This is a genomic window from Bacillus amyloliquefaciens DSM 7 = ATCC 23350 (assembly GCF_000196735.1).
GTDB lineage: Bacteria > Bacillota > Bacilli > Bacillales > Bacillaceae > Bacillus > Bacillus amyloliquefaciens.
The window spans coordinates 1,447,215-1,473,170 of the sequence record NC_014551.1 but is presented as its reverse complement, the minus strand read 5'-3'; the positions used below and the strand labels follow the sequence as shown (position 1 = coordinate 1,473,170).

Genomic DNA, 25,956 nt, shown 5'->3' with positions numbered 1-25,956 from the left:
GTTATTGTTCCCCGCTTTTTTCCGAATATGAAAAAAACCAGACGGCTTACACCGTCTGGCTGTTGTATTACTTATTGAATGTTTCTTTAACGAATGCGACAACCTCTTCTGTCGTGCTCATAGACAAGATTGTTTCTTTGAATGATTCAGCTTCTTTTTTAGAAAGCTTGCTGATCTGCGTTCTTGCCGGAAGGATGGATGTAGCGCTCATTGAGAACTCATCTAAGCCTAAGCCGAGAAGAATCGGAATCGCAATTTCGTCTCCTGCCATTTCTCCGCACATGCCGACCCATTTGCCCTCTTTGTGAGCGGCTTCAATGACAAGGGTGATAAGACGGAGAATCGCCGGGTTGTATGGCTGATACAGATAAGCCACACGCTCGTTCATACGGTCAGCAGCCATCGTGTATTGGATCAAGTCATTTGTTCCGATACTGAAGAAGTCAACTTCTGTGGCAAACTGATCTGCGATAACGGCTGTAGACGGAATCTCTACCATCATACCGACTTCAATATCGTCAGAAACCGTTACGCCGGCTTTGACGAGTTTTTCTTTTTCTTCAAGAAGAATCGCTTTCGCCTGTTTAAACTCGTTTACTGTCGCAATCATCGGGAACATGATTTTTAAGTTTCCGTATGTACTTGCACGAAGCAGCGCACGCAGCTGAGTTCTGAAGATTTCTTGCTCTTCAAGGCAAAGGCGGATGGCTCTGTAGCCCAAGAACGGGTTCATTTCTTTAGGAAGCTGAAGGTAAGGAAGCTCTTTGTCGCCGCCGATATCCAATGTCCGGACGACAACTGATTTTCCTTCCATACGCTCAAGAACCGTTTTATAAGCGTCAAATTGCTCGTCTTCTGTCGGAAGCTGGTCGCGTCCCATGTATAGGAATTCCGTACGGTAAAGCCCTACAGCTTCTCCACCGTTTTCAAGAACGCCTTTTACATCATCAGGGGTGCCGATGTTTGCGGCAAGCTCTACATGATGGCCGTCTTTTGAAACAGTCGGTTCATTGACAAGCTTTGCCCACTCAGCTTTTTGCGCCAGATAAGCACTGTGTTTTTCTTCATATTTCTTTAACGTTTCACTGGAAGGATCGATGATAACATCACCATCGATGCCGTCTACGATTACCGTAACACCGTTTTCAATTGTGCCTGTAGCCGCTTTTGTGCCGACAACAGCCGGAATTTCAAGCGAACGGGCCATGATTGCGGAGTGTGAAGTACGTCCGCCGATATCGGTTGTGAAACCTTTTACAAATTGACGGTTTAATTGCGCCGTATCAGACGGTGTCAAATCTTCAGCCACGATGACAACCTCTTCTGAGATCATGCTCGGGTTCGGGATTTCCACGCCCAGCAGGTGCCCCGTCACACGTTTTGTTACGTCACGGATATCCGCCGCACGCTCTTTCATGTATTCGTTATCCATTGATTCAAACATGGTAACGAACATGGAAGCTGTTTCCTTCAAAGCGAATTCAGCATTGACTGAATCTGTGCTGATTTTCTCCTTTACCGGATTTAGCAGCTCAGGATCACTCAGAACTAAAAGGTGCGCGGAGAAAATGTCAGCTTTGTCTTGTCCCAGTTCTTTTAAAGCATGCTCTTTAATTTTCTCAAGCTCTTCTTTAGAACGTACAATCGCTTCATCAAAACGGCTTACTTCAGCCGCAGCATCAGCAATGTTTTTCTTTTCAACCGTTAAGTCCGGCTCTTCAAGCCGATATGCTTTTGCAATCGCAATTCCGGCTGAAGCGCCTATTCCTTTTAATTCTTGCATTACTCGCCGAGTCCTTCGCTTTTCATTGTTTCTTCTAAAGCGTTAAGAGCATCGTTTTCGTCAGCGCCTGAAGCGGAAATTGTGATTTCAGCGCCTTTAGCGATACCTAGAGACATAACGCCCATGATAGACTTAAGGTTTACTGTTTTACCGTTATATTCTAAGTTTACGTCAGCATCATATTTGCTTGCAGTCTGTACAAGAACTGTCGCAGGACGAGCGTGGATTCCGGAATCTGCTGTTACTTTAAATGTTTTTTGTGCCATGATTATCATTCTCCTTTAAATTAAAGCTATATTACTACACAATATTATATCATACAGCCGTACTTGTCATCTGACAAGCACGGCGTATTTATATGCTTATTTTCCGATTTTCACAATATCTTTTTGTTCCCGTTTTACAGTACCTTCGGCTGAAAGGGAAATCGTTTCGCCCTCGGCAAGGTTTGTAAAGACAATCGGTGTCATTAATGAAGGAACATGAGGTTTAACCGCTTCAAGATCAACTTCAAGCAGCTTTTGACCCGGTTCAACCCGGTCACCTTCAGAAACAAATGAAGTGAATCCTTCACCTTTCAGGCTGACTGTGTCGATACCGAAATGAATCAGGATCTCTCTTCCGCCGTCAGACTGAAGGCCGATCGCATGTTTTGTCGGGAAAACATTCAACACTTTTCCGCGGACTGGCGATACGACAATTCCTTCTTCAGGAAGAATCGCAAAACCGTCACCCATCATTTTTCCTGAGAACACTTGGTCAGGCACATCCGTAATCGGATGGATTTCGCCGGTGATCGGAGAAGCGAACACTTCTTCACCCTGCTCATTTCGGAGCGGCTCCGCGATAACCTCTTCAACCTGCTGGCTGACTTCTTCTTGTGCGGATACTTTCGGTTCCGGGCGCGGCGTGCGTCCCGCGATAATATCCTGCATCTGAGTTTTTAAACCGTCAGAGCGCGGGCCGAAAATGGCTTGAATATTGTTTCCGACTTCAAGAACGCCTGATGCGCCAAGCTGTTTCAGTCGGGCCTTATCCACTTTCTTCTGGTCGTTGACCGTGACGCGAAGTCTCGTGATACAAGCGTCAAGGTGCTTAATATTTTCCTGATCACCCATTGCCTGCAGGATTTCATAAGGAAGGTCGCCGGCTTCGCCTGATACGCCTGCCCCTTCATCCTCAGCCTCTTCTTCACGGCCCGGCGTTTTCAGATTGAACTTTCTGATCGCAAACCTGAAACCGAAGTAGTAAATGAGGGCAAATCCTAAGCCGACTGGAATGACCAGCCACCAAGCCGTACGGTTAGGCAGAATTCCGAACAGGAAGTAGTCAATCAAACCGCCTGAGAAAGTCATACCGATTTTTACATGCAATAGCTGCATAACCATAAAGGAAAGTCCAGCAAATACGCAGTGAATCGCAAACAGGATAGGAGCCACAAACAAGAATGAGAATTCAAGCGGCTCGGTAATCCCCGTTAAGAAACTTGTCAGAGCGGCAGAACCCATGATTCCGGCTACAAGTTTTTTCTTTTCAGGCTTCGCTTCATGATAGATTGCAAGCGCTGCCGCCGGAAGGCCGAACATCATAAACGGATATTTCCCCGTCATAAATGTACCTGCCGTCAGCTGTACGCCGTCTTTGATCTGAGCCATGAAAATCCGCTGATCTCCGCGGATGATGTCTCCAGCCGCATCTTTATAGCTGAAAAATTCATACCAGAACGGCGAGTAGAAAATGTGATGAAGGCCGAACGGAATTAATGACCGTTCAATCATTCCGAAAATAAAGGCTGCCAAGGTTGGATTCGCTTCCACAAGTCCCGTTGAGAAGGAATTCAGACCGTGCTGGATTGGAGGCCAGATCACTAACATAATAAGACCGAGAATTAATGCGGAAATTGATGTGATAATCGGGACAAACCGCTTACCCGCAAAAAACCCGAGATACTGCGGAAGTTCAATTTTATAAAACTTGTTGAACAATAACGCGGCCAGAACCCCGACGATAATACCGCCGAACACGCCCGTCGCCAAAGTCGGTATCCCCAGCATGTTAATATAGGCCGGATGATTTTCCGCAAAAAACTTTGCCCGTTCAATTTTGTCAGACGGAATACTGCCGTTTGCCATCAGCACGGCGCTCATGGATACGTTCATGACCAAGTATCCGATAATAGCCGCGATTCCGGCAACGCCGTCTCCATTCGCAAGACCGATCGCTACCCCTACTGCAAATAGAAGCGGCAGGTTGTCAAATACGATTTGGCCGGCGCTTTCCATGACGTTCGCCACAAGCTGCACGTTATCATTGCTCAAGAAATGCATCACTTGAATCATATCTTTGTTCTGCATGGCATTTCCTAACGCAAGCAAGATCCCCGCTGCCGGTAAAATCGCAACCGGAAGCATAAGAGCACGGCCGATTTTCTGGAGAACGCCGAATAATGCTTTAAACATAAAAGATGTACCTCCTCTGTTAGCTAGTGTGACCTTACAGCGAAAATTCATGACAACGAATTCATAGGCGCAAGTCTTCAGTTTAACCGTTTACATTTGCCCTTTTACACAACAAAAAAGGCATGAGTAAAAAAGGGTGTGCAAAATAACGGGACCGTTCTTCCCGTTTTTTACCCTCAATCACTCATGCCTGATCGAATCAGTGACACGTTTTTAAAGGTTTCAACTGAAATTATGAAATTTTATTGGTTAATCGGTACAGATGAAGCGTGAGATAAACCGCTTCCGCCTCATGAACTGGTTTTTTCAGCATTTGCTGCAAGATTTTTATCAGTTTCCAAGCAGTATTGTAGCATAGCGGGTATTCATTTTTCAATAATAACATTAACTTTTCTGGTTCTTTTGTCTGCTCTTCCCGCTTAATCCTGTCTATGGTAAATCTGATATGCCGGATCAGCCGCAAATAGTGGACGCTTTCTTTATTCACTTCCATTTGGAAAGATTCCTCTATCACCTGAACGAGCCGGGACATCAGCTGTGAATGCTGGTTGACCTCTGAAAGGGGCCGATTCGTAAGAGCGGAATGGATATGAAGAGCAATAAAGCCGATCTCTCCTTCCGGAAAGCAGATTCCCGTCTTTTCATTAATCATGCCGACGACTTCACGGGCAATTTGAAATTCTTCCGGATAAAGTGTTTCGGTTTCCATAAGAAACGGGTTTTTAATGTCAAAGCCCTGCTGCAGCCGCTTTACCGCGAAGGCGATATGATCCGTCAGCGCAATATGGATATGTTCATTCAACGGCTGGCTTGTCCGCTTCTTGATATGATAAATGACGTCATTGGAGATGTCGACAAGTGTCTCGTCCACATAACCGAGGAGCTTTTTAAATTGTTTTTGTTCTTTTTCATCCTTTAAGATGAACATCTTGTCATATCCTTTATCTTCAATGACATCCGCTTGTTTTTTTCCAAAGCCGATCCCTTTCCCGATTAAGACGACCTCACTGTATCTATCATGTGTTGCGATGAGCACATTGTTATTTAATACCTTCTCAACTGTAAAGGACCCCTTCATGATCCTCAGCTCCTTTGTCATTCAATACCTCATATCGTACAAAACGAACGGAAAGCGCGTCAATTCTTTTTTTAGACGGATGATCGTTCAATAAGCCGGTAATCAAGAACCTTCCTTGACGGGGGCTCTCCGCTGATCCGATTCTCAAGCATGTGAAAAGCCTGCTTTCCCATTTCTTTCGTTTGTATATCTATTGTGGAAATACCCAGCATCCTGCTGATATCATGATTGTCGATGCTCAAAATCGCAAGCTCTTCCGGAATTCTTGTCCCGTTTGCTTTGGCTTCAAGGTAAAGACCGGCGGACACTTGATCATTCGCCGCAAACAGCGCAGTCGGTTTGTCATCCCAGCTCTGCCATCTATGAAAAAGAGCTTTTCCGTCAAGCAGCGTCAGCGCCTTTTCCACAACCAGCTCTTCCCTGTAAGGCTGCCCGATCTTCTTCAGCGCCTCTTTATATGCGGCAATGCGGACTTGACTGTTTTTCCCCTTTTTTCTCGCCAGGCTGATCGCTATTTTCCGGTGTCCCTTTTCTATCAGATAATCCAGACCGTGCCGAAATGCTTCCCGGTGCGGATTACTGATTGAGGAAAGCCCCGCCGTATCAGTATGCTGGCAGAGGATGAGCGGTTCTTGCACGGAAAGCAGATGCTCATCAGGAATTGCTTTGGAGCAGATAATCAGGCCGTCCACTTGGCGCTCCTGTAATTGTGATAAGGCAAAGCGTTCTTTTTGCTGCTGATAATCTGTCTGGTATAAAGAAAGATGCACGCCTGACGCTTCGGCAGCCTCAGCAATACCTGCGACAAGGTCTGCAAAATACGGAAGATTCACCGACGGAAGCACAACGCCGATCATATCGGAAAAACCTTTGGATAAATGCACAGCATGAATGTTGCGCCTGTATCCGAGCGATTGCATCGCTTTTTTCACTCTTTCTCTTTTGTCTTCACTTACATACGGATGATTGTTTAATACTCTTGATACGGTTGTAACGGAGACCCCGGCAGCGCCGGCAATGTCTCTGATCGTGGCCATGGCGTCCCCCCTTCTTTTTTCCCTTGATCTGGAATGCGTTTCATACAGTAAGCTAAAAACAGATACAGCCTATTCGTTTGAAAGGAGAATAACAGTGATGGGGATTCTTTGCTTAATCGGTTTGTGTCTGGCCATACTCGGCGGCAGTTATCTTGCTGTGCGGCCGCTGCGGGAAAAGCATGATATCAAACCATTTCAGCATTTTGATGATTTTTTCATTTAAAAGGTGATAAAAAAGGACGCTGCCTTCCAGAACCGTCCTTTTTTATCACAAAGCTTTCTATTTCAGGATCGTTAATTCTTTCGGATACTGCGTTAATGTTTCGGCGCCGTCTTTTGTGACAAACACGTCGTCTTCAATGCGCACGCCGCCTACATCAGGCACGTAAATCCCGGGTTCTATTGTGTATACCATTCCTTCTTGAAGGAGTGTGTCGTTCGCACTGCTCATTGATGGATATTCGTGCACTGAAATTCCGAGTCCGTGGCCGAGACGGTGCGGGAAATAGTCCCCGTATCCGGCTTTTTCAATAATGCCGCGGGCTTTTAAATCAAGATCGCCGATTCTGACGCCGGGTTTGCTTAATTGAAGCGCCGCCTGTTCAGCTTTAAGCACCGTTTCGTAAATCTCTTCCTGCTTCGGGCTGATTGATTGGTATGCGAATGTTCTCGTTATGTCTGAGCAGTAGCCGTCAAGAATAACGCCCAGATCAAACAGAACGAAATCACCTTTTTTCAACCGGTCTGTACCCGGATTTCCATGAGGCTGGCCTGATTTTTCTCCGAACAGCACCATTGTTGAAAATGACATGCCCTGCACGCCTTTTTTCTTCAGCTCAAACTCAATCTGCGCCAGTACTTCTGTTTCACTCACACCCTCTTTAAGCGCCGCGACACCGACTTCAACTCCGTAATCCGCGAGTTTTGCCGCTTCCCTCAGAATGCTGATTTCTTTCTCATCTTTGACGAGACGGAATTGGTTGAGTGTTTCTTCTGCCGATGCAAATGCGGCGCCACCTGAAGCGTGCTTAAGTTGTTCTGAGCGGGAAAGTGAGATCGAATCCTTTTCAACCGCGATGGAATCAAGCCGCATATTTCGTCTTGCAAGCTCGGCTTTTATCAGCTCCCACGGATCTTCGTGATCACCGTATCCGATAATATCATGCTCCCACCCGGCGCTGCGGGCTTGTCCGGCTTCCATTCCGGGGCAAACGAAAAACGGCTCCTGTTCCTGGAACAGGAATAATCCCATTAACCGCTCATGCGGGTCTGTATAAAAATCAGTCAAATAAAATACGTTTTCCTTTGTATGTATAAACGCCGCGTCATGCCCTTCTTTTTTCAGCCAAGATGAAACACGTTCTAATCTGTTCATTTTTGTTTTTCCTCCTTACCAATGTGACTCTTTTTTCATTCTATCAGTTTTCCGGCGTTTATGCTGTGAACGAACATTAAAAAAACAGCCGCCCGGTGTGCGGCTGTTCTGCTTATTTTAATAATCTCAGTCCGTTCAGTATGACCAGAATCGTGCTTCCTTCATGACCGATCACACCAAACGGCAGTTCCATCACCTGCAGAAAGTTGGCGCAGATCAGCAGGCAGATGACCGAAAGCGAGAAAACAATATTCTGCTTAATAATCCGGTTCATTTTCCGTGAGAGTCTGCACATTTTCACAAGCTTATAAAGGTCATTTTTCATGAGGACCAAGTCAGCGGTTTCTAAAGCCACGTCCGTCCCTCCGCCCATCGCAATACCGACGTCAGCGGTTTTCAGAGCGGGCGCGTTATTAATGCCGTCCCCCACCATGGCGATTGTACCGTACGTTTCTTTCAGCTTCTTCACTTCTTCCGCCTTTTGGTCGGGCAGACAATCTGCAACAACCGTCGTCATGCCCGCTTCTTTTGCAATGGCAGCCGCTGTTTCAGGCTGATCGCCTGTGAGCATGGCGGTTTTAATGCCCAGTGATTTAAGTTCAGCCATCACCGCTTTGGCTTCAGGGCGGATTTGATCCTTTAAAGCAAAGCAGCCTGCTATCCGGTCATCTTTCTTAACGAAAACAAGCGTAAAGCCTTTCCCTTTTAACTCTTTTCCCGATGTTTTCAAAAAAGCGTCTGCCGCCTCTTCGCCTGCAAATCCCGCTTTTCCGATCATCCATTTAACTCCTTCTATATCAGCCTGAACACCGAATCCGGACGTCTCGTCAATTAAAGTATGGCCTGCGGGCGCGGCGCCTCGGCTTTCGGCAAATTCAGCTATCGCTTTTGCAAGCGGGTGGCTTGATTGCTTTTCAATCGCATACACCGCTTGCATGATCTCATCTTCATTCACATGTTCTGCCGCTTGGAAAACCGCGACTGCCGGCTGTCCTTTCGTTACCGTGCCGGTTTTGTCAAACGCAATCATCCGAACGCTTCCCAGCTGCTCTAAAAATACACTTCCTTTGACCAATAATCCGTTGCGGGCCCCATTTGAAATAAGGGAAAGCGCAGCGGGCATGATGGAAGCGACAAGTGCGCACGGCGAGGCGACCACCATAAACACCATCGCCCGGTAAAAGGTTTCACTCCAGCTCCATCCTAATGCAAAATGAGGAACAAATAAAAGCAAAGCCACGGCTAAAAGCACGCCTTTGACATAGACACTTTCGAATCGCTCAATAAACGCCTGGGCCGGTGACACACTGTTTTGAGCCGATTCCACCAGTCTGATAATTTTTCTGAATAAGGACTGTTCATTTGTTTTCGTAACACGGACTGTTAAGGAGCCGTTTCCGTTTACCGTTCCTGTAAACACAGAATCTCCGGGTGTTTTTTCCGCCGGCATCGCTTCACCCGTCAGCGCCGATTCATCAAGGCTCGTCACGCCTGACTCAATAATCCCGTCGGCCGCTACCCGTTCGCCCGGCTTAATGACGATCATGTCTCCGATCTTCAGTTCAGCGGCCGGCACCCGCTTTTCCTGTCCATCCGCAATCAAGGTCGCTTCCTCCGGCTCCAGTTTCATCAGGGAGGTTAAATCACGGCTGCTCTTATTCATCGTATATGTTTCGAGCGCGCCGCTTAACGAAAAAATAAAAATAAGGACGGCGCCCTCCGCCCAATAACCGATAAGGGCAGAACCGACAGCGGCAAAAATCATCAGCAGTTCAACATTTAACGTCTTCGTTTCCAGTGTATCCTCGATGCCCTCTTTCGCTTTTGCAAATCCGCCGATCAGGAAGGCAAGGATATACAAAGTGACGGACAGGCCTTTTGTTTCGGTGAAAAACCAGGCCGCAAGAATGAGGGCGCCGGATACGAGAGCCGCGATGAGCTCCGCATGCTGGAGCCACTTTTTTCCGGACCGTTCTTCTTGTATCTGCTGTTGTGAATGGGCTTGAGACATCACTTGTTCATTCATTATGAATTCTCCTCTCTAATTGAGAACGCAAATCATCTTCAATTCCCCGATAAAAGCAAAAACAGCCGCCTAACAGGCAGCATTTTCACAGTAATATCGCGGTGTTTTCTTTATTATAGCATGCCGGCGGAAGATTTCAATTATAATTGTTTTAATTTCTTTTTGATAATAATTATCATTAGCACTCCTTCAGCTGTTCATTATATGCAAAAAAAGGCCGGGAGGAAATCCTCCCGCGCCTTTTTATTTCTCAGACCATTCTTTTAATTGTGATGCGGTCATCGGACCGACGATCTTTTTTTCGATTTCCCCTTTTTCATTCAACAGAAATGACGTGGGAATCGTCATCACATTGTATTCCTTCATGAGCTCGCCTTTAGAGTCAAGAACAATCGGGAATGTGAGATGGTGCTGATTGACAAAGTTTTGAACGGTATCTTTGTTTCGCTCGGCATTCATCAGATTTACCGTTACAAGTCTTACATCATCGGACTGACTCTGTTCATAGTACGTTTGGAACTGAGGCAGTTCTTTTTTGCAAGACGGACACCACGATGTCCAAAAATGCAAAATTGTTTTCTGCCCTTTATCCGGGATCGATATCTCGTCTCCTTCAATCGTCTTCATCAAAAACACAGCGGGAATTGCCCGTTTTTCTGATGAGGCTTTCGCTTCAGGCATCCAGACGGCTGCAGCTATCAAAAGGACTGCACATACAATAAGGCGGGTTTTATGCATACGATCTTCCTTTCATGCGTTTCGGATAGCTTGCCCTTCCTTATCGAAATGTATCAGCCTTCAATCCGGGGCGCTGTTCTTCCGCCTCCCGTCAGAAACACGGAGACACCGAGGTCTTTGCAGATTGTCGCGTAATGTAAACTTGTCAGAAGAATCATGCCGGTATTCATGCCGAGTATAATGCCGAGCATTTGCAATTCCGGCATAGAACCGAGCACATACATCATCGAAAGCGCCACGATATGGCTCCATACATTATGATAAAACGCCGTCTTTACATGGCCGATGCCGATCAGACAGGCCTGAAGCGGCATCACGAACAGATGAAAAAGAAAATACGGCCACAAAAGCTGCAAATAATACTGCGCTTCCGGAGACTGAAAAAACAAATGGGTCAGCGGGGCCGCGAACTGAAACATAATCCAGACAGCCGGAATGCCGTAGCCGAATGTAATAAAAATCGATTGTCTCAGGCGTTTCAGTACAATATCATATTGAGACAGCGCGTACGCTTCTGAAATGCTCGGAATCATAACAACCATCAGCGAATGAGCGATAAATGCGGGAAACGAACCGATCGTCACCGCTACACCGGCAAGCATGCCGTATTGATCAATCGCAGCGGTCCCGGCTGCCCCCGACGCCAGCAGCGCTCCTTTTACTAAGAAGGGTTCAATGGCGTTTGTCACCGCGTGAAAAATACGAAGTCCCGTTGTCGGAATGGATACGGCCAGAAGGCGTTTCCTCACATCCTTGCCGCGCAGGTGAATATGCTGATGGCCGGAAAGCGTCCTCCGCGCTAAAATAAACTGCGTATACAAGTAAACGAACACCACGACATCGCTTGCGACCAGCACAAATAATGAAATGAGCACGGCCATATCAATTTCAAACGAGTACCATTGAAAAAAGATAAACAGACAAAGCACTTGAATGATTTTTTTCAATACATTCGCAACCGCGATTTTCCCCATTTGCTGCACACCCATAAAATAGCCTCTGGCGATGGATGTAAAAGCGACGACGGGGATCAGTCCGATGACAATCCCTTTGATAAAAGGGTGATACGTATCGAATACAGGAATGAACGGCAGCGCGATGCTTGCGGCCGCGGTTGAAAACGCGGTAAATACGGCGGTCATTCTGAAGGCATGCCGCAGCATGCTTTCATGCAGCTTCTGATTGGATTCCGCGATGAATTTTGAAATGGAGATCGGAAGCTCCAGACTGGCGATCACGATAATTAAAAAAATGGTGGGCAGAATGCTCATGTAAAGCCCCATCCCATGCTCGCCAAGCTCCCGCGCCAGTATCATATTCACGACAAATTCCAGACATTCAGCGAAAAAGGCGGCAATGGATAAAAGAATGATCCCTTTCACAAATCGATTCATGGTGTCTCTCCTTGTCTCTCGTTCTTCCATCATCATATGAGACAAGTTCTGAAAATATTTTCGATTTCTTAAAATTGAAAAAAGCATAGCCGGGATATTTGATCCCGCTATGCTTACATAGCAAATACGTGTCTGCCGATCCGTTCGATAATTTTTCGGGAACGGATCCAGTTGTCAGACGCCGTTTTCGGATTGTAGAAAAACAATGCGCTCGTTTCTCTGCCCGGATGGTCAAGCGCCTCATTTGCGGCGACAATGGAATCCTTATCCGGCTTTTGATTAATGCTTCCGTTTGCTACCGGCTCAAATGCATTCCTTTGATAGATCACACCCCGAATGGTATCCGGGAAGCCGTTCTTTTCAGTCCGGTTCAGCACTACGCTGGCTACCGCAACCTTCCCTTTATAAGACTCACCTTTCGCTTCCGCGTGAACGAGACGTGACAGAAGTTCTCTGTCAGCACGGGAATACGTCTTTTTCGGGGGCTGATAAGCCGTCTCCTCCGGTTTGGCTTTCTTCTCCAGATGAGATGACAGCTTTATCGGATGGATAGAATGCTTCTGATCAGTTTTTGAAAGCTTCGGAACCGAACCTTTTCTATTTAAATCAGCAACCAGTGTGCTGGATTCTTGCTTTGGCTTCTTCGCTAAAGTAAACAGAGCTTCTGTATGTTCAATTTTTGTTGCAGGCATAAAACAAAGAAAAAAGACAGCCAAGGCAGCAAATTTTGTCGTCATACGATTTCCTCCTTAAATACTTCACTACCTTAACAAGAGCTGTACGCAAATTCACGGTTAAAGATTTTCCAGCGCTCCCAATCAGCTTTTATGATGGAAGAAGTTCGTTAACATCCTTGTTATTGGAAGGAAAACGGCCGTCATTCTCACAACATTAACCAAATAGCAGTAAAAGTATCCATCGGAGGGATTTTACATTTTGTTTACATCTGTTACAGCAGGATGAAATGAAACACCGAAATCAAAAAAAGACTCCTCATGTGCGAGGAGCCGTCAGCTTCTTGGCTGTTCTAAATACTGGAAAACAACATCTCCGCCCTGCTGGGCAATACCGCGGAAATGCTTAAAATCTTCCTGCTTCGACAAAACCGCTCGAAATGCAAGAAAATGTTCTTTCTGCACCCTGAATTCTTTGACTTCACCGGTGCGTATTTGGTTGATACGTTCTGATATTTCCTCAGGCAGCAACAAACACACCCCCCTTTTCTCGGCTTTTTCCCGAAAATCAATATACCATCTTTCCCCCGCCGGGACAATGATTGAGCGGGCTGATACCCATATCGCTTTACTTCTTAAAGAAAATACTGCAAAATATTTTCAAACAGGATTTATGATAAAGGAGAGGAAGCTCGTGAAAATTGCTAAGGTTGGAAACGTCATTGAATTTAAAAACGGATTAACCGGTATCGTTGAAAAGGTAAATGAAAACTCCGTCATCGTTGATGTAACCATCATGGATAATTATCGTGATCTTGAATTAGATTCCCTCACTGTCGTCAACCATAAGAATTACAAAATCATCAAAGACTCCTATTAAGCCCCACCAAACCATCCGAACCATTTACATATCCCGTACAAAAGCTGCCGCCCGGCAGCTTTTTCAAATGAATTCAGATCTCAGTCATTTCAACAAAAAAATCTCCGGTCTCGTCTTTATTGTAAAGATTTGTGACGGATGTATAGTAGTTGGTTATTTTGCCGCGGAAATCAAGCCCCCGCTTTGGCACCTTGATTTCAAAAGTTTTTTCATACAAAAGGACGGCAATATCATGATACGTTTCAGAGGTCACCTTCAATATAAATGAGATAACGCGGCCGTTTTTGCCCGCACTTTCTTTACAGTCATACATCTTAAGCCTTACACCGTTCAACTCTAACAGCTCCATGAAAAACACTCCTTCTTTTTACAGGACATGCTATCATTCTGATCATTTATTCACAATTGATCCGCTCCGCATGGAAAAAAACGGCGCAGGCCTTTACAAACGTATGTTCCCTATTTTATGATAAAACAGACGAGCTGCCATCCAGCACCCGTCACGTAATGAAGCGGCGAGTACACTCCCCCCGGGTTTACTCGTCTTTTTTCTTCCCTTCAGACTTTTCCCGTAACGTTTTGCAGACAAAAAAATACCCCCGCCCTAAAAGGCGGGGGTTTTAGGTTACGCCCCGAGTCCGTATCCGTCTCGTAAATTAACGGTTATCAATCGTCTCCGGGTACATATCATGATTCATCATCCGATGTTCGGCCATTTTTTCATATTTTGTTCCCGGTCTGCCGTAGTTTGTATACGGATCAATGGAGATTCCGCCTCTTGGCGTGAATTTGCCCCACACTTCAATGTAACGGGGGTCCATTAATTCGATCAAGTCATTCATGATGATGTTCATGCAGTCCTCGTGGAAATCTCCGTGGTTGCGGAAGCTGAAAAGATACAGCTTTAACGATTTGCTTTCCACCATTTTTTCGTCAGGAATATAGCTGATATAGATGGTTGCAAAGTCCGGCTGTCCCGTTTTCGGGCAAAGCGACGTAAATTCCGGACAGTTGAATTTAACGAAATAATCACGGTTCACATGTTTATTCGGAAATGATTCCAAAACCTCCGGCGCATATTCAAATAAATAGTTTGTCCCTTGATTCCCCAGGAGCGTAACTCCTTCTAATTCTGATTCTTTTCTGGTCATGTAAATTCTCCCTTTCTATTAAACTCCCCGTTTATTGCCCCAGAGCAGTGTGTGCAGCTGAGGCAGGACTCTGACGAGATTCAGATCGGCATCGGCAGAAACCTTATCAACGAGTTTTTCATACTTTCCGAGCAGATGCGCAATTAATGCCTGATCGTCCGTCGTATGGACGTTATCGTTACCGACCTGAAGATAAAACGGGATATTCGGATACCGCTTATGCACGGTTTTCGCGAATTGCAGATCTTCATCATTAAAAATAACGACTTTTAAGCTGACCGCGCTGAGCCTTTCTGCCGCATCAAGCGAAGACACAATATGATCAAGCTTTGCAAAATCGGTTGTCATTCCCGAGCTTGGCGGCTTCGGTGAAATGGTCAGATCGTTAATCATGGTAAACCAATCCTGATAGACCGTTCCCTGCGTTTCTAAAGCGGCGCGCACACCGTGGTCTTTCAACAGCAGAATCAGCGCGTCAAGCTGCTTTAACAGCGCCGGGTTTCCTCCTGAGATGGTGACATGGGAAAAGGCGTCTCCGCCGATTTCTCTCAGCTCGCGGTAAATGTCTTCCGCCGTCATCCAGCGGATATCTTTTTTGGCTGAGCCGTCCCATGTAAAAGCAGAGTCGCACCAGCTGCAGGAGTAGTCGCAGCCAGCCGTGCGGACGAACATGGTTTTCTGGCCGATGACCATGCCCTCCCCTTGTATCGTCGGTCCGAAAATTTCTAATACCGGGATTCCTTTAGCCATTCATATCACCTTTTTTCGGGCGGTATACGCAATAGCTCGTCGGGGTTTCCCTGACAAAAATCTGGACGCAGACCGGCTGATTCTCCAGTGTTTCAAGGTAGGACTGAACCTTATCGTAAATCGTTTTGGCCACGACTTCAGTTGTCGGAAGCGAGTATCTGTCATCATCAGAAAATTCATCATGGTCATTCATCAATGTGTGGTCATAAGCGCCGTGCACCAATTTCTTCAGCACGCTGAAATTCACGAGAAAGCCTGAATCATCCAGTTCATCACCTGCGACGGTAATATTTACGGTATATGTGTGCCCGTGGACTCTGCTGCACGCTCCGGCGCTTTCACGGGGAATAAAGTGCGCGGCTGAAATGTGCATGTCCTTATTCAACTCAAACGAATAAGGATGCTGAACCTGCGGGTAAATTTGAGAAAGCAATTAATTCCGCTCTCCTTTCATTTTCATATATTCATCATATCCTTTATTGCGGAGCAGACATGCCGGGCATTCGCCGCATCCGTCCGCAATGATGCCGTTATAGCAAGTCAGTGTGTTATTCTTTACAAAATCAAGCGCGCCGAGCTCATCAGCAAGCTTCCAAGTTTCCGCTTTGTTCAGCCACATAAGCGGCGTATGAATGACAAACGGCTTTTCCATCGCCAAGTTGACGGTGACATTGCAGGACTTGACAAACTCGTCACGGCAGTCCGGGTAGCCGCTGAAATCAGTCTCGCAAACACCGGTAATGATGTGGCGCGCGCCGATTTGATACGCAAGAATGGAAGCAAACGATAAGAACACGAGGTTGCGTCCCGGCACAAACGTTGTCGGCAATTCCCCGTCCTTCGCTTCAATTTCGATATCATCCCGTGTCAGCGCGTTTGGCGCAAGCTGATTTAAAAGAGACATATCAAGCAGATGATTTTTGACACCGAGTTTTTCGGCAATCGATTTTGCCACATCAATTTCTTCTTGATGACGCTGATTGTAATGGAATGTAACGGTTTCTACTTCTTCAAAGTTTTGCAAAGCCCATAATAAACAAGTCGTGCTGTCTTGGCCTCCGCTGAACACCACAACCGCTTTTTCTTTTTTCATTTCATTCTCTCCCTTATCTATCATTCCATAAAAAAAGCGCCTTTCTCGGAGAAGGCGCCCTAAAAAACATAAAAAAAACCGTATCCAAGGATACAGCTCGTCCTTAGTTTTTTATAGAGGGTGTAGCTAGAACCTCTCCCGCATAGATACGGATTTTCTTCTTTTTTCACTTTTGCTATCATACCATAATGTTGTTTCCCATGACAATAAAAAAACAGCCTGAAAACCTGTGTCAGGCTGCAAAAGCCGGTTTAAGCCCCGCGCTTCTTCTTCGGAAACGCCATCAGCGCAATACCGATCAGAACAAATAAAGCAGGCCAGAAAACAGAAACCGGAACGATCGGATGATACGTCATCATAAAGCAAAGTGCTGTCAAAGTCAGCACCGCAATCGGGATGAGCAGCGCCTTTTGTTTCCCGCCGAACAGCCACAGCTCAAATAAACCGAATGCCGCCGCCAGCAGGTAAACAGGCCACGTCACACCGGAATAGGACCAATTTGTTGCCGTTTCAAAGACAAACAGGAGCCCCGTAATCAATAAAATTCCGCCCGGTACGAGAAGCCCCGCGTTTTTTACCGGTTTCGGGCCGAAAATCGGAATATGAAAAGCGGCGGCAAGCAAAAGAATGAGAGCGGGCCAGCCGCGTTCGCTGATGACTTCATTTGCATTCGTGAATATGCCGAAAATCCCTATAGCACACAGAACCGCCGCAGAAGCCAAAAGCCCTCTTTGCTTTCTGCCGAACATCCAAGCCTCAAACAGGCCGAACGCTACGGCAAAGAGATAGACAGGCCAGCTCACATTTGCGTATGTCCAATCCGTCAGCGTTTCAAACCATAATAAACCGCCCGTCACAAGCATAATGCCGCCCGGAATGAGAAGGCCCGTTCTTTTTTTCGGCTGCATGAAGGCAGCGGCATGAAACACAAGCGCGGCAGCAATGATCAAAAGCGGCCACAGCCCTGTCATCAGCATACCGGCAAAACATAGAGCGCCCGCCGCTGTCAGGATCAAAGCGGGAATCAATGCCCCTGTCTTTCTCCCGCCGAAATACCACAGCTCAAACAGACCGAGAGCAGGCGCCCAAATATAAACAGGCCACGTCATGGCTGAATACGCCCATCCCGTTGCCGTCTCAAACCAAAATAAGCAGCCCAGCACCAGAAACATACCGCCGGGAACGAGCAGTCCCGCTTGTTCAGGCGCTTTTTTCACAAAAATAAATCCAGCGTGGAACCCTGCGGACATTATAATGAAAAGAAACGGCCACGCCGAACCACCGGATATATGTATAACTCCCGCCTTCTGTAAAAAAAAACGCAATGCCGATACAAATAAAAATAAATCCCAATAACACACGTCGATCTTTCATCTCTTACTCCTCCCCATCATTTCCCAATTCATTATACAGAAATGACAGGAAAAAAGAAGGGGAATTCCCAAAAAATACAGACATTTTCCTTATATCCGTTATTTTTCTCTCGGGATTTTTTTGCAAACCAATGCGCCGATAAAGGCCAGGCTCACATATCCAAACACCGGGTAAACAGTGGAAATCAGCTGTCCGTAGCCGATTTGGCTGACAATAAAAGCAAACACCAAAATGCCGCCGTAAATATATGTACTTTTTATATGAAGAAAACTGTTTAATTGTTTTTCCAATCCGTATAAATTGCCGATGACCGACGTAAACACTTCCCCGAAAATAATAATCAAATAAATGAGATGAAGCGATCGTGAATAGAAATAGACAACTTGAGCCATCGGAATGTCAAACTCCAGTACATCCGGCAGCACCGATAATGATAAGAAACTCGCGGCAAGCACCAGTGTCAAAAGAGCGCCGCCTAAGTAAGCTCCCCTTCTGATCACCTTCTCTGATGACATTTCGTTCGCAAGCGGCACAAGGACAGCTTGGGCGAGCGATAAATTTAACGCGCCGTAAGAGACGGCTGACAAAAGCCAATTCCACTTGTCAGGCCATACCCATTCTTCCGCATTTCTCGTGCTTGTAAATACAAAAGAATCAGCGGCAACGATAAAAGAGAAGGAAATTAAAAGCGGCACAACCAATACATTGACGCCGAACACACCTTTAACACCGCTTGTCATGACGGCAAAACTCAATACGATCGTCAAAAGTATTCCCGCTTGTGCGGGCCAGCCAAGCTGTTCATGAAACAGCGCTCCCGCTCCGGACAGCATGACAGAAGTCACTCCCAGCAATATAAACATCATAAACATGTTAACGGCGCGTCCGATAGACCGGCCGAATAAATACGTGTTCAATTCCTGGTAAGATGCTGCATGAATCCGTTTGGAAATGATCATGATTTTGGCGCCTAAATATATAAACATCAGACCGCTTACCATGATACCGAACAGACCGATCCAGCCAAACCTGAGGAAAAATTCAACGATTTCCCGTCCCGTGGCAAAACCGGCTCCTACAACCGTTCCTACGTATACGAATGCAAGCTGACTTGCAGAACCTTTTGTTTGTCCCATTTCACCCTCCGGCTAAGCGCAAATTTGTCCAGGCCTTTTTATATGCTTATGAGACAAGTCGCCTGAAAAGAAGAACAAATCGTCCTCCCCGGGAAAAAACAGATTCAGCTCTCTTCTAAGCAAAAATATTGAAAGAAAAAAAGCGCCGGCGTATACTCTTCATCAAGAAAGGTCAAAGCATTTCATTTCCTTTCTGATCATATTGGTCAATAATAATCAAACATCACAAATAACACTTAACACGCTGTAAACTTTGATTTTTCGGGGTTTAAAACAAAACACTTGAAAGTCAAAGAAGGTCAGAGTATACTATTAATCAAAGAAGGTCAAAGTTAAGACCTTATTTTCTAATCCATTTGGTCAAAGATGATCAAACATTTCAAGGAGGTTTTGGCAAATGCGTTGTCAACATTGTCAGAAAAACGAGGCGACGATTCGCCTGAACATGCAAGTCAATTCCATTCAAAAACAATTCGTTTTATGTGAAACATGTTATACAGAATTAACCCGAAAACCGTCTATGAGCATGGGACCGCAATCTTTCGGATTCCCGTTTGAGCAAGGTTTCGCTCCGGATCAACATAAACAGCAGGCCGGCCGTAAAAAAGGCCTGCTCGACGAGCTCGCCCAAAACGTCACAAACGGCGCAAAAGCAGGTCTGATTGATCCTGTGATCGGCCGCGATGAAGAAGTGGCGCGCGTCATTGAAATTTTGAACCGCCGGAATAAAAACAATCCGGTGCTTATCGGTGAACCGGGTGTCGGTAAAACGGCTATTGCAGAAGGCTTAGCGCTTAAAATCGCTGAAGGCGATGTGCCGAATAAATTGAAAAACAAAGAGCTTTATCTGCTTGATGTCGCTTCCCTCGTCGCCAATACAGGAATCAGAGGCCAGTTTGAAGAAAGAATGAAACAATTAATGAACGAATTAAAAGAGCGGAAAAACGTCATTTTGTTCATTGATGAGATTCACCTTCTTGTAGGCGCCGGCTCTGCCGAGGGATCAATGGATGCCGGGAACATCCTGAAACCTGCGCTTGCCAGAGGCGAACTGCAGGTCATCGGGGCGACGACATTGAAAGAGTACCGCCAGATTGAAAAAGATGCGGCGCTTGAAAGACGCTTCCAGCCTGTCATGGTTCACGAGCCTTCTATAGAACAAGCCATCAGCATTCTTGAAGGCATTAAAGATAAATATGAGAAATACCACAGCGTCACATTCAGCGATGAAGCGATCAAGGCGTGTGTTACGCTTTCTTCCCGCTACATTCAGGACCGCCACCTGCCGGATAAAGCGATCGACTTGTTAGATGAAGCCGGCTCCAAAGCAAATCTGGAGCTTGATACCGTAAATGAAGAAGAAGCGGCTGAGCGACTCAAAGCAATTGACGCGGAGAAAACAAAAGCGCTTCAGGAAGAAAATTATGAGCTTGCCGCGAAACTGCGTGATGAAGAAGTGGCATTGGAAAAGCAGCTGGCACAAGAATCACCGGTCTCTTCTTCAGAAATCGGGGCGGAGCATATTCAAGCCATCATTGAACAGAAAACAGGCATTCCGGTCGGAAAACTGCAGGCTGATGAACAAGTCAAAATGAAAGAACTTGAAGAACGCCTTCATCAGCGCGTCATCGGTCAGGAAAAAGCCGTGAAAAAAGTGGCGAAAGCGGTAAGACGAAGCCGCGCCGGCTTAAAATCCAAAAACAGACCTGTCGGCTCCTTCCTCTTTGTCGGACCGACCGGGGTCGGAAAAACCGAGTTATCAAAAACACTCGCGGATGAACTTTTCGGCACAAAAGATTCCATCATTCGGCTCGATATGAGTGAATACATGGAAAAACACGCCGTTTCAAAAATTATCGGTTCACCGCCGGGATATGTCGGACACGATGAAGCCGGTCAATTAACGGAAAAAGTACGGCGCAATCCGTACAGCATCGTGCTCCTTGATGAGATTGAAAAAGCGCACCCTGACGTCCAGCATATGTTCCTGCAGATTATGGAGGACGGACGTCTGACAGACAGCCAGGGCAGAACGGTCAGCTTTAAAGATACCGTTTTGATCATGACAAGCAATGCGGGAACCGGCGAAAAACAGACGAAAGTCGGGTTCCAATCTGAAGAAAGCGTTATGGAAGAACAAACGCTGATTGATTCACTGAGCTCGTTCTTTAAACCTGAATTTTTAAACCGGTTTGACAGCATCATTGAATTCCAATCTCTGAAAAAAGAACATCTCGTAAAAATCGTCAGTCTGCTTCTCGCAGAACTTGAAGACACATTAAAAGAGCGCGGCATCAGTCTCTGCGTCACAGACGATGCGAAAGAAAAAATCGCTGAAATCGGCTACCACCCTGCTTTCGGTGCACGCCCGCTCAGAAGAACGATCCAAGAATTGATCGAGGACGAAATGACAGACCTCTTATTGGATGACAATGAAATAAAAGCCTTCCATGTTGTAATGGAAGAGGATGACATCAAAGTCCGTGCACAATAAAAAAAGCGGTTCCCTGTCGTGGAGCCGCTTTTTTGTTTCTTTTACTCTGCCAAAAGGGCAGAAACTGTGAAGAATTCGGGAACAATTTCTCAATCACTCTAAAGTTCCATGCACTGCCACCGATATTAACCATAGAAAGCTAGTATAAAGGATTTGGTGAAAACTATGGATAAAACATCGATTATCGGTATCATCCTCGCCTTGATTGCTTTAAGCGTGGGCATGGTGCTGAAAGGGGTCAGCTTAAGCGCACTCGCTAACCCGGCAGCTATTCTGATTATTTTGTTCGGTACGATTTCTGCGGTGATCATCGCATTCCCCGGAAAAGAAATCAAAAAAGTGCCTGCCCTTTTTAAAGTGCTGTTCAAAGAAAACAAACAGCTGACCATTGCGCAATTAATTCCTATGTTCTCTCAATGGGCGCAAATCGCAAGACGTGAAGGGCTGCTCGCATTGGAAGCAAGCATCGAAGACGTGGATGACGCGTTTTTGAAAAACGGCCTGAGCATGGCGGTTGACGGACAAAGCGCAGAATTTATCAGAGATATTATGACTGAGGAAGTTGAAGCGATGGAGGACAGACACCAGGCCGGTGCAGCTATCTTTACCCAAGCCGGCACATATGCGCCGACGCTCGGCGTTTTGGGTGCGGTTATCGGCCTCATTGCGGCCCTTTCCAACATGAACAATACCGAGGCGCTCGGACATGCCATCAGTGCGGCGTTTGTCGCCACCCTTCTCGGGATTTTTACCGGATATGTACTATGGCATCCCTTTGCCAACAAACTGAAACGCAAATCAAAACAGGAAGTCAAACTGCGTGAAATCATGATTGAAGGCGTTCTGTCAGTGCTTGAAGGACAGGCCCCGAAAGTGATCGAACAAAAACTTCTCATGTATCTTCCTGCGAATGAACGCGCAAAAGTCATTGAACAAGAAGGAGAGGCAAACAATGGCGAGAAAAAAGAAGAAGAAGCATGATGACGAGCATGTGGATGAGTCTTGGCTGATCCCGTACGCGGACCTTCTCACCCTTCTTTTGGCTCTGTTCATTGTATTGTTCGCCATGAGCTCGGTCGACGCGGCAAAATTCCAAATGCTGTCTAAATCATTTAACGCCGTTTTTACAGGAGGCACGGGTGTCCTTGAATATTCAAGCGTCACCCCTCCCGAAAACGAAAAAGACGGCATTGATCAGTTAAAAAAAGACAAGGACAAGGAAAAAGAAAAAGAAAAAGATAAAGAACAGAAAAAGAAAGAAAGAGAAGCAGCCGACCGCCAAGAGCTTGAAGGTGTGCAAAAGCAAGTCAATCAATTTATAAAAAACAAAAAGCTTGAACATCAGCTGGAAACAAAGCTGACAAAAGAAGGCCTCTTAATTACCATTAAAGACAGTATCTTTTTTGACTCGGGACAGGCAGTTATCCGCCAGGAAGATATCCCGCTTGCAAAGGAAATCTCGAATCTCCTTGTGCTGAATCCGCCAAGGAACATTATCATCAGCGGGCATACCGACAATGTGCCGATTAAAAACTCACAATTTCAATCAAACTGGCATTTAAGCGTCATGCGGGCCGTCAACTTCATGGCTATTCTCACGGAAAACCCTAAACTTGACGCAAAAGTATTCAGCGCCAAAGGGTTCGGCGAGTATAAACCAGCTGCGTCGAACAAAACCGCAGAAGGGCGCAGCAAAAACAGGCGCGTCGAAGTATTGATACAGCCGAGAAACGCCGCCACTGACGAAAATCAGTAATATAAAAAAGGAAGCCTTTCAAAAGGCTTCCTTTTTTATTTCTGATGAAAATGTTTAGCGTTTAATCCCACTCTTTTCAGCATTTCCGTACACAATTCTATCTCTTCATCACTCAGCACACTGATCATTTCTTTAATCTCGTCTGCATGATCAGGGAAAATATCGTCCAAAAGACGGATTCCCTTTTCAGAAATCTGTGCGAAAGTCACTCTTCTGTCAGTCGGTGAAGCTTTTCTGATGAGAAGTTCTTTTTTCTCTAATTTGTCAACAACGTATGTAATACTTCCGCTCGCTAATAAAATTTTGTCGCCGATCTGCTGCAGCGGCTGATTGCCTTTGTGATACAGCAGCTCCAGCACAGCAAATTCCGTCGGGTTCAGGCCGTGCTTATGAATATGTTTATTCATATGGTCGTTAATGGACCGGTACGCCCGCGACAGTACAATAAATAATTTCAATGAGTTTTCTGTTTTATCCGTCATACATTCAATCATCCTTTTGCAAAAGAAACCGTTACAGAGAAACATTAATAAACAAAATGAAAAATGTCAACAAAAATGTTTCCAAAATTTCTCTTCTTTTTGACAAACCTTAATAAAATAATTTGTTTTTATATCATTTTGGTTATTTTTTCTTATTAAAGAAGTATAAACAATGATATAATACCTCTATTCAAGTGTAATGTTGGAGCGATGCAGAGTGAATACATTCAAAGGTGCCCGGGGAAAGATCAAGCTTTATCTCATATTGGTGATCATCCCGGCACTTATTATCAGCTTTTTCATTTATGAAAAAGAAAAACAGAAAATAGCCGATAAACACATACAGGAAGCCAGTATGATGCTCAACCTTCACCGCAACAAGCTCAATTATTTAACCGGTGAAACAAAAGCCCGGATGACAACACTTGCGATCGCTGTCGATAAGCCTGTCAATGAAGAAAAGATAAATGAAATTCTCGATCAGGCTTTTGAGGATGAACCCAGATTCAGCGGACTGTATATGCTGAATGCCAAAGGTGACGTCATCGCAAGCACGACCGATCTGAAATCAAAGGTGAATTTGGCCGACAGACCGTATTTTACGAAGGCAAGAAAGACGAAGAAAACGGTCATCACAAATGACTACCCCAGCAGAATTACAGGCCAGCGCATCTTTACGATCTGCGTGCCCGTGTTAGATGCAAACCGGGAGGTCACCGATTATTTAGTGGCCGCCATACAAGTCGATTATTTGAGAAATATGATCAATATGCTGAGCCCTGACGTTTATGTCAAGGCAACCCATCAGGATAAAGTGATATTTGCCAGCGGACGCGCTGATCAATCAGAAGGCGTGCAGCCGGTCAGCGGCTATCTGGATGATATTAACTGGAATATCAATGTTTTTCCGAAACCGGTTGAGCTGAACGAGCTGACCAAAAGCGTGCTGCTGCCGATGTCCAGTATCGCCGTGCTGCTGAATATTCTGTTCATCCTCGTTCAATATTATCTGCTTAAGCGCAAGACCCAGCTGGAGCGCGCTCAAAACGAGGCGCAGAAATTGGAGCTGATCGGAACGCTTGCCGCAAGCACCGCCCATGAAATCCGCAACCCGCTTACAGGGATCAGCGGCTTCATTCAGCTTTTGCAGAAAAAATATAAAACAGAGGAAGATCAGCTGTATTTCTCAATTATTGAGCAGGAAATTAAACGGATTAATCAGATTGTCAGTGAGTTTTTAGTGCTCGGCAAACCGACCGCGGAACGACTGGAAGTGAACTCGCTGCAGGATATCCTTGATGAGATTATGCCGATTATTTATTCGGAAGGGAACCTTTATAATGTGGAAGTAAATGTGGAGATTCTCGTCAATCGGCCGCTCAAGGTCAATTGCACGAAAGACCATATTAAACAGGTCATCTTAAATGTCGCGAAAAACGCGCTTGAGTCAATGCAGGAAGGCGGCCGGCTGTCCATCTATTTAGAAGCCCGCGACCATAAAGCAGTCATTAAGGTTGCTGACAACGGAATGGGTATTTCTGAAGATATGCTTGAGCACATTTTTCTTCCGTTTGTAACGTCAAAGGAAAAAGGAACCGGTCTCGGCCTTGTCGTGTGTAAACGAATCGTGCTGATGTACGGCGGTTCGATTGACATTCAAAGCGAAGTCGATAAAGGCACAGAGGTCACCATTACCCTCCCTGCCGCTTCACGATGAAAAAACACCCTGTAACAGGGTGTTTTTTAGATAAAGAAGAATATGTGTAAGAGGATATACCGGGGAACGGCATCATAGCCGGCAGATAGATACGAGGCGCTTCGTGAGCTGTGCCGGCGGAAAAACCCGCTGACTGTACGCGGTCATCTTTCGGATGCGACGCTTGATCAGGAAGCGCATTCAGTCTTCGTTATCTGTTTATCATTAATCATTTGTTTGCTTCATATGCAGGCATGATATCACCGCGGGAGAACAAGCCTATTTTCTTCACAAGGCCCTGTATTCCTTGGTGATGTGTGCGTTCACGGTTTATCAGCTGCTGATATGCGTTCATCAGACAGTCCAGTTCCTGGCTGTGCCTGATCGTGTCATACCCTGTAAACCCCTGCCTGTTAGCCGCATCTATCATCATTTTTCTCTTTTCATCAATAGATACAAGCAATTTTTCTTGTTCAGAATAACTGCCCATTCACTTCACCCCTCACCGCTAAAAGAATAGGAAACAAGTTTGATTGGGTTATTGAGCATTATTACAGATTATACTTTATTTGTAAACATT

Annotated in this window: 25 protein-coding genes, 1 pseudogene and 1 riboswitch; of the genes and pseudogenes, 6 read left to right on the top strand and 20 right to left on the bottom strand. The window is 45.7% G+C overall.

Features of this window, described 5'->3' with window-relative positions:
- Window positions 1-67 precede the first annotated feature (67 nt).
- From ptsP to BAMF_RS27965, 5 genes are all read right to left on the bottom strand, one after another.
- Window positions 68-1,783, bottom strand: a complete 1,716-nt coding sequence (gene ptsP / locus BAMF_RS27985) for a phosphoenolpyruvate--protein phosphotransferase (RefSeq protein WP_013352056.1) — start codon at window positions 1,781-1,783, stop codon at window positions 68-70.
- Window positions 1,783-2,049, bottom strand: a complete 267-nt coding sequence (locus tag BAMF_RS27980) for a phosphocarrier protein HPr (protein ID WP_003154654.1) — start codon at window positions 2,047-2,049, stop codon at window positions 1,783-1,785. Before BAMF_RS27980 ends, ptsP begins: the two co-directional genes overlap by 1 nt.
- Before the next feature lie 96 nt (window positions 2,050-2,145).
- Entirely contained in the window at window positions 2,146-4,242 is a 2,097-nt protein-coding gene (gene ptsG / locus BAMF_RS27975) for a glucose-specific PTS transporter subunit IIBC (protein ID WP_013352055.1), read from the bottom strand.
- Window positions 4,243-4,474: 232 nt separating this feature from the next.
- Window positions 4,475-5,341 carry a glucose PTS transporter transcription antiterminator GlcT gene (glcT, locus tag BAMF_RS27970; protein WP_088030502.1) on the bottom strand — a complete coding sequence of 289 codons (867 nt, stop codon included), beginning with the start codon at window positions 5,339-5,341 and terminating at the stop codon, window positions 4,475-4,477.
- A gap of 50 nt (window positions 5,342-5,391) precedes the next feature.
- Window positions 5,392-6,357, bottom strand: coding sequence for a LacI family DNA-binding transcriptional regulator (locus tag BAMF_RS27965; RefSeq protein WP_013352053.1), 966 nt, complete (start codon window positions 6,355-6,357; stop codon window positions 5,392-5,394).
- 97 nt (window positions 6,358-6,454) lie between these two features.
- Between BAMF_RS27965 and BAMF_RS42020 the strand changes: the two genes are divergently transcribed.
- A complete protein-coding gene (locus BAMF_RS42020; RefSeq protein ID WP_014470464.1) occupies window positions 6,455-6,580 on the top strand; it encodes a hypothetical protein in 126 nt (41 codons plus the stop codon).
- Between the two features lie 57 nt (window positions 6,581-6,637).
- On the opposite strand, the gene BAMF_RS27960 is transcribed toward BAMF_RS42020, so the two are convergent.
- The 6 genes from BAMF_RS27960 to BAMF_RS27935 all read right to left on the bottom strand — a co-directional run bounded on the left by BAMF_RS27960 (window position 6,638) and on the right by BAMF_RS27935 (window position 13,095).
- Entirely contained in the window at window positions 6,638-7,732 is a 1,095-nt protein-coding gene (locus tag BAMF_RS27960) for a M24 family metallopeptidase (RefSeq protein WP_013352052.1), read from the bottom strand.
- A gap of 112 nt (window positions 7,733-7,844) precedes the next feature.
- Complete coding sequence (locus BAMF_RS27955; RefSeq protein ID WP_013352051.1) at window positions 7,845-9,758, bottom strand: heavy metal translocating P-type ATPase; 1,914 nt, start codon at window positions 9,756-9,758, stop codon at window positions 7,845-7,847.
- A 243-nt stretch (window positions 9,759-10,001) separates the two neighbouring features.
- A complete protein-coding gene (gene stoA / locus BAMF_RS27950) occupies window positions 10,002-10,496 on the bottom strand; it encodes an endospore biogenesis thiol-disulfide oxidoreductase StoA (protein WP_013352050.1) in 495 nt (164 codons plus the stop codon).
- A gap of 53 nt (window positions 10,497-10,549) precedes the next feature.
- Entirely contained in the window at window positions 10,550-11,890 is a 1,341-nt protein-coding gene (locus tag BAMF_RS27945) for a polysaccharide biosynthesis protein (protein WP_013352049.1), read from the bottom strand.
- 113 nt (window positions 11,891-12,003) lie between these two features.
- Window positions 12,004-12,627: a cell wall hydrolase gene (locus BAMF_RS27940; protein ID WP_013352048.1), complete on the bottom strand. Its 624-nt coding sequence runs from the start codon at window positions 12,625-12,627 to the stop codon at window positions 12,004-12,006.
- A gap of 273 nt (window positions 12,628-12,900) precedes the next feature.
- On the bottom strand, window positions 12,901-13,095 hold the full coding sequence (locus tag BAMF_RS27935; RefSeq protein WP_013352047.1) for a hypothetical protein: 195 nt from the start codon (window positions 13,093-13,095) through the stop codon (window positions 12,901-12,903).
- Window positions 13,096-13,258: 163 nt separating this feature from the next.
- On the opposite strand from BAMF_RS27935, the gene BAMF_RS27930 reads away from it, so the two are divergent.
- Window positions 13,259-13,444: a YkvS family protein gene (locus BAMF_RS27930; RefSeq protein WP_013352046.1), complete on the top strand. Its 186-nt coding sequence runs from the start codon at window positions 13,259-13,261 to the stop codon at window positions 13,442-13,444.
- Between the two features lie 73 nt (window positions 13,445-13,517).
- Here BAMF_RS27930 and BAMF_RS27925 read toward each other — a convergent pair whose 3' ends face one another.
- The 7 genes and pseudogenes from BAMF_RS27925 to BAMF_RS27895 form a co-directional block, all read right to left on the bottom strand.
- On the bottom strand, window positions 13,518-13,793 hold the full coding sequence (locus tag BAMF_RS27925; protein ID WP_013352045.1) for a DUF3219 family protein: 276 nt from the start codon (window positions 13,791-13,793) through the stop codon (window positions 13,518-13,520).
- A 307-nt stretch (window positions 13,794-14,100) separates the two neighbouring features.
- Window positions 14,101-14,595 carry a preQ(1) synthase gene (queF, locus tag BAMF_RS27920; RefSeq protein ID WP_003154673.1) on the bottom strand — a complete coding sequence of 165 codons (495 nt, stop codon included), beginning with the start codon at window positions 14,593-14,595 and terminating at the stop codon, window positions 14,101-14,103.
- A gap of 18 nt (window positions 14,596-14,613) precedes the next feature.
- Window positions 14,614-15,345 (bottom strand): 7-carboxy-7-deazaguanine synthase QueE, encoded by a 732-nt coding sequence (gene queE / locus BAMF_RS27915; protein WP_013352044.1) that lies wholly within the window; start codon window positions 15,343-15,345, stop codon window positions 14,614-14,616.
- A complete protein-coding gene (gene queD, locus BAMF_RS27910) occupies window positions 15,338-15,718 on the bottom strand; it encodes a 6-carboxytetrahydropterin synthase QueD (protein ID WP_232469734.1) in 381 nt (126 codons plus the stop codon). Before queD ends, queE begins: the two co-directional genes overlap by 8 nt.
- Window positions 15,719-15,778: 60 nt before the next feature.
- Window positions 15,779-16,438: a 7-cyano-7-deazaguanine synthase QueC gene (gene queC / locus BAMF_RS27905; RefSeq protein WP_003154679.1), complete on the bottom strand. Its 660-nt coding sequence runs from the start codon at window positions 16,436-16,438 to the stop codon at window positions 15,779-15,781.
- Window positions 16,439-16,535: 97 nt separating this feature from the next.
- A riboswitch (PreQ1 riboswitch) is annotated at window positions 16,536-16,580 on the bottom strand.
- Between the two features lie 109 nt (window positions 16,581-16,689).
- A pseudogene (locus BAMF_RS27900) lies at window positions 16,690-17,812 on the bottom strand (hypothetical protein).
- A 98-nt stretch (window positions 17,813-17,910) separates the two neighbouring features.
- Window positions 17,911-18,948 (bottom strand): YkvI family membrane protein, encoded by a 1,038-nt coding sequence (locus tag BAMF_RS27895; protein WP_013352041.1) that lies wholly within the window; start codon window positions 18,946-18,948, stop codon window positions 17,911-17,913.
- A gap of 397 nt (window positions 18,949-19,345) precedes the next feature.
- Here BAMF_RS27895 and clpE point away from each other — a divergent pair, with 397 nt between their 5' ends.
- The 3 genes from clpE to motB all read left to right on the top strand — a co-directional run bounded on the left by clpE (window position 19,346) and on the right by motB (window position 23,198).
- Window positions 19,346-21,442 carry an ATP-dependent protease ATP-binding subunit ClpE gene (gene clpE, locus BAMF_RS27890; RefSeq protein ID WP_013352040.1) on the top strand — a complete coding sequence of 699 codons (2,097 nt, stop codon included), beginning with the start codon at window positions 19,346-19,348 and terminating at the stop codon, window positions 21,440-21,442.
- 165 nt (window positions 21,443-21,607) lie between these two features.
- The gene (gene motA, locus BAMF_RS27885) at window positions 21,608-22,423 is read left to right on the top strand and encodes a flagellar motor stator protein MotA (RefSeq protein WP_013352039.1); all 816 of its coding nucleotides are present in this window, start codon (window positions 21,608-21,610) and stop codon (window positions 22,421-22,423) included.
- On the top strand, window positions 22,395-23,198 hold the full coding sequence (gene motB / locus BAMF_RS27880) for a flagellar motor protein MotB (RefSeq protein WP_013352038.1): 804 nt from the start codon (window positions 22,395-22,397) through the stop codon (window positions 23,196-23,198). The genes motA and motB overlap by 29 nt, the downstream gene beginning before the upstream one ends.
- A 35-nt stretch (window positions 23,199-23,233) precedes the next feature.
- Here the strand turns inward: motB and BAMF_RS27875 are convergent, their stop codons facing one another.
- Window positions 23,234-23,680 (bottom strand): MarR family winged helix-turn-helix transcriptional regulator, encoded by a 447-nt coding sequence (locus BAMF_RS27875; protein WP_013352037.1) that lies wholly within the window; start codon window positions 23,678-23,680, stop codon window positions 23,234-23,236.
- Window positions 23,681-23,897: 217 nt separating this feature from the next.
- Between BAMF_RS27875 and BAMF_RS27870 the strand changes: the two genes are divergently transcribed.
- Complete coding sequence (locus BAMF_RS27870; protein ID WP_013352036.1) at window positions 23,898-25,397, top strand: ATP-binding protein; 1,500 nt, start codon at window positions 23,898-23,900, stop codon at window positions 25,395-25,397.
- 208 nt (window positions 25,398-25,605) lie between these two features.
- Here the strand turns inward: BAMF_RS27870 and BAMF_RS27865 are convergent, their stop codons facing one another.
- On the bottom strand, window positions 25,606-25,866 hold the full coding sequence (locus tag BAMF_RS27865) for an aspartyl-phosphate phosphatase Spo0E family protein (protein WP_013352035.1): 261 nt from the start codon (window positions 25,864-25,866) through the stop codon (window positions 25,606-25,608).
- Window positions 25,867-25,956: the final 90 nt, after the last annotated feature.

Coding starts and splice junctions, on each gene's coding strand:
- ptsP (WP_013352056.1), bottom strand. CDS start 1,783: ATGCAAGAATTAAAAGGAATAGGCGCTTCAGCCGGAATTGCGATTGCA.
- BAMF_RS27980 (WP_003154654.1), bottom strand. CDS start 2,049: ATGGCACAAAAAACATTTAAAGTAACAGCAGATTCCGGAATCCACGCT.
- ptsG (WP_013352055.1), bottom strand. CDS start 4,242: ATGTTTAAAGCATTATTCGGCGTTCTCCAGAAAATCGGCCGTGCTCTT.
- glcT (WP_088030502.1), bottom strand. CDS start 5,341: ATGACAAAGGAGCTGAGGATCATGAAGGGGTCCTTTACAGTTGAGAAG.
- BAMF_RS27965 (WP_013352053.1), bottom strand. CDS start 6,357: ATGGCCACGATCAGAGACATTGCCGGCGCTGCCGGGGTCTCCGTTACA.
- BAMF_RS42020 (WP_014470464.1), top strand. CDS start 6,455: ATGGGGATTCTTTGCTTAATCGGTTTGTGTCTGGCCATACTCGGCGGC.
- BAMF_RS27960 (WP_013352052.1), bottom strand. CDS start 7,732: ATGAACAGATTAGAACGTGTTTCATCTTGGCTGAAAAAAGAAGGGCAT.
- BAMF_RS27955 (WP_013352051.1), bottom strand. CDS start 9,758: ATGAATGAACAAGTGATGTCTCAAGCCCATTCACAACAGCAGATACAA.
- stoA (WP_013352050.1), bottom strand. CDS start 10,496: ATGCATAAAACCCGCCTTATTGTATGTGCAGTCCTTTTGATAGCTGCA.
- BAMF_RS27945 (WP_013352049.1), bottom strand. CDS start 11,890: ATGAATCGATTTGTGAAAGGGATCATTCTTTTATCCATTGCCGCCTTT.
- BAMF_RS27940 (WP_013352048.1), bottom strand. CDS start 12,627: ATGACGACAAAATTTGCTGCCTTGGCTGTCTTTTTTCTTTGTTTTATG.
- BAMF_RS27925 (WP_013352045.1), bottom strand. CDS start 13,793: ATGGAGCTGTTAGAGTTGAACGGTGTAAGGCTTAAGATGTATGACTGT.
- queF (WP_003154673.1), bottom strand. CDS start 14,595: ATGACCAGAAAAGAATCAGAATTAGAAGGAGTTACGCTCCTGGGGAAT.
- queE (WP_013352044.1), bottom strand. CDS start 15,345: ATGGCTAAAGGAATCCCGGTATTAGAAATTTTCGGACCGACGATACAA.
- queD (WP_232469734.1), bottom strand. CDS start 15,718: ATGCACATTTCAGCCGCGCACTTTATTCCCCGTGAAAGCGCCGGAGCG.
- queC (WP_003154679.1), bottom strand. CDS start 16,438: ATGAAAAAAGAAAAAGCGGTTGTGGTGTTCAGCGGAGGCCAAGACAGC.
- BAMF_RS27895 (WP_013352041.1), bottom strand. CDS start 18,948: ATGGGACAAACAAAAGGTTCTGCAAGTCAGCTTGCATTCGTATACGTA.
- clpE (WP_013352040.1), top strand. CDS start 19,346: ATGCGTTGTCAACATTGTCAGAAAAACGAGGCGACGATTCGCCTGAAC.
- motA (WP_013352039.1), top strand. CDS start 21,608: ATGGATAAAACATCGATTATCGGTATCATCCTCGCCTTGATTGCTTTA.
- motB (WP_013352038.1), top strand. CDS start 22,395: ATGGCGAGAAAAAAGAAGAAGAAGCATGATGACGAGCATGTGGATGAG.
- BAMF_RS27875 (WP_013352037.1), bottom strand. CDS start 23,680: ATGACGGATAAAACAGAAAACTCATTGAAATTATTTATTGTACTGTCG.
- BAMF_RS27865 (WP_013352035.1), bottom strand. CDS start 25,866: ATGGGCAGTTATTCTGAACAAGAAAAATTGCTTGTATCTATTGATGAA.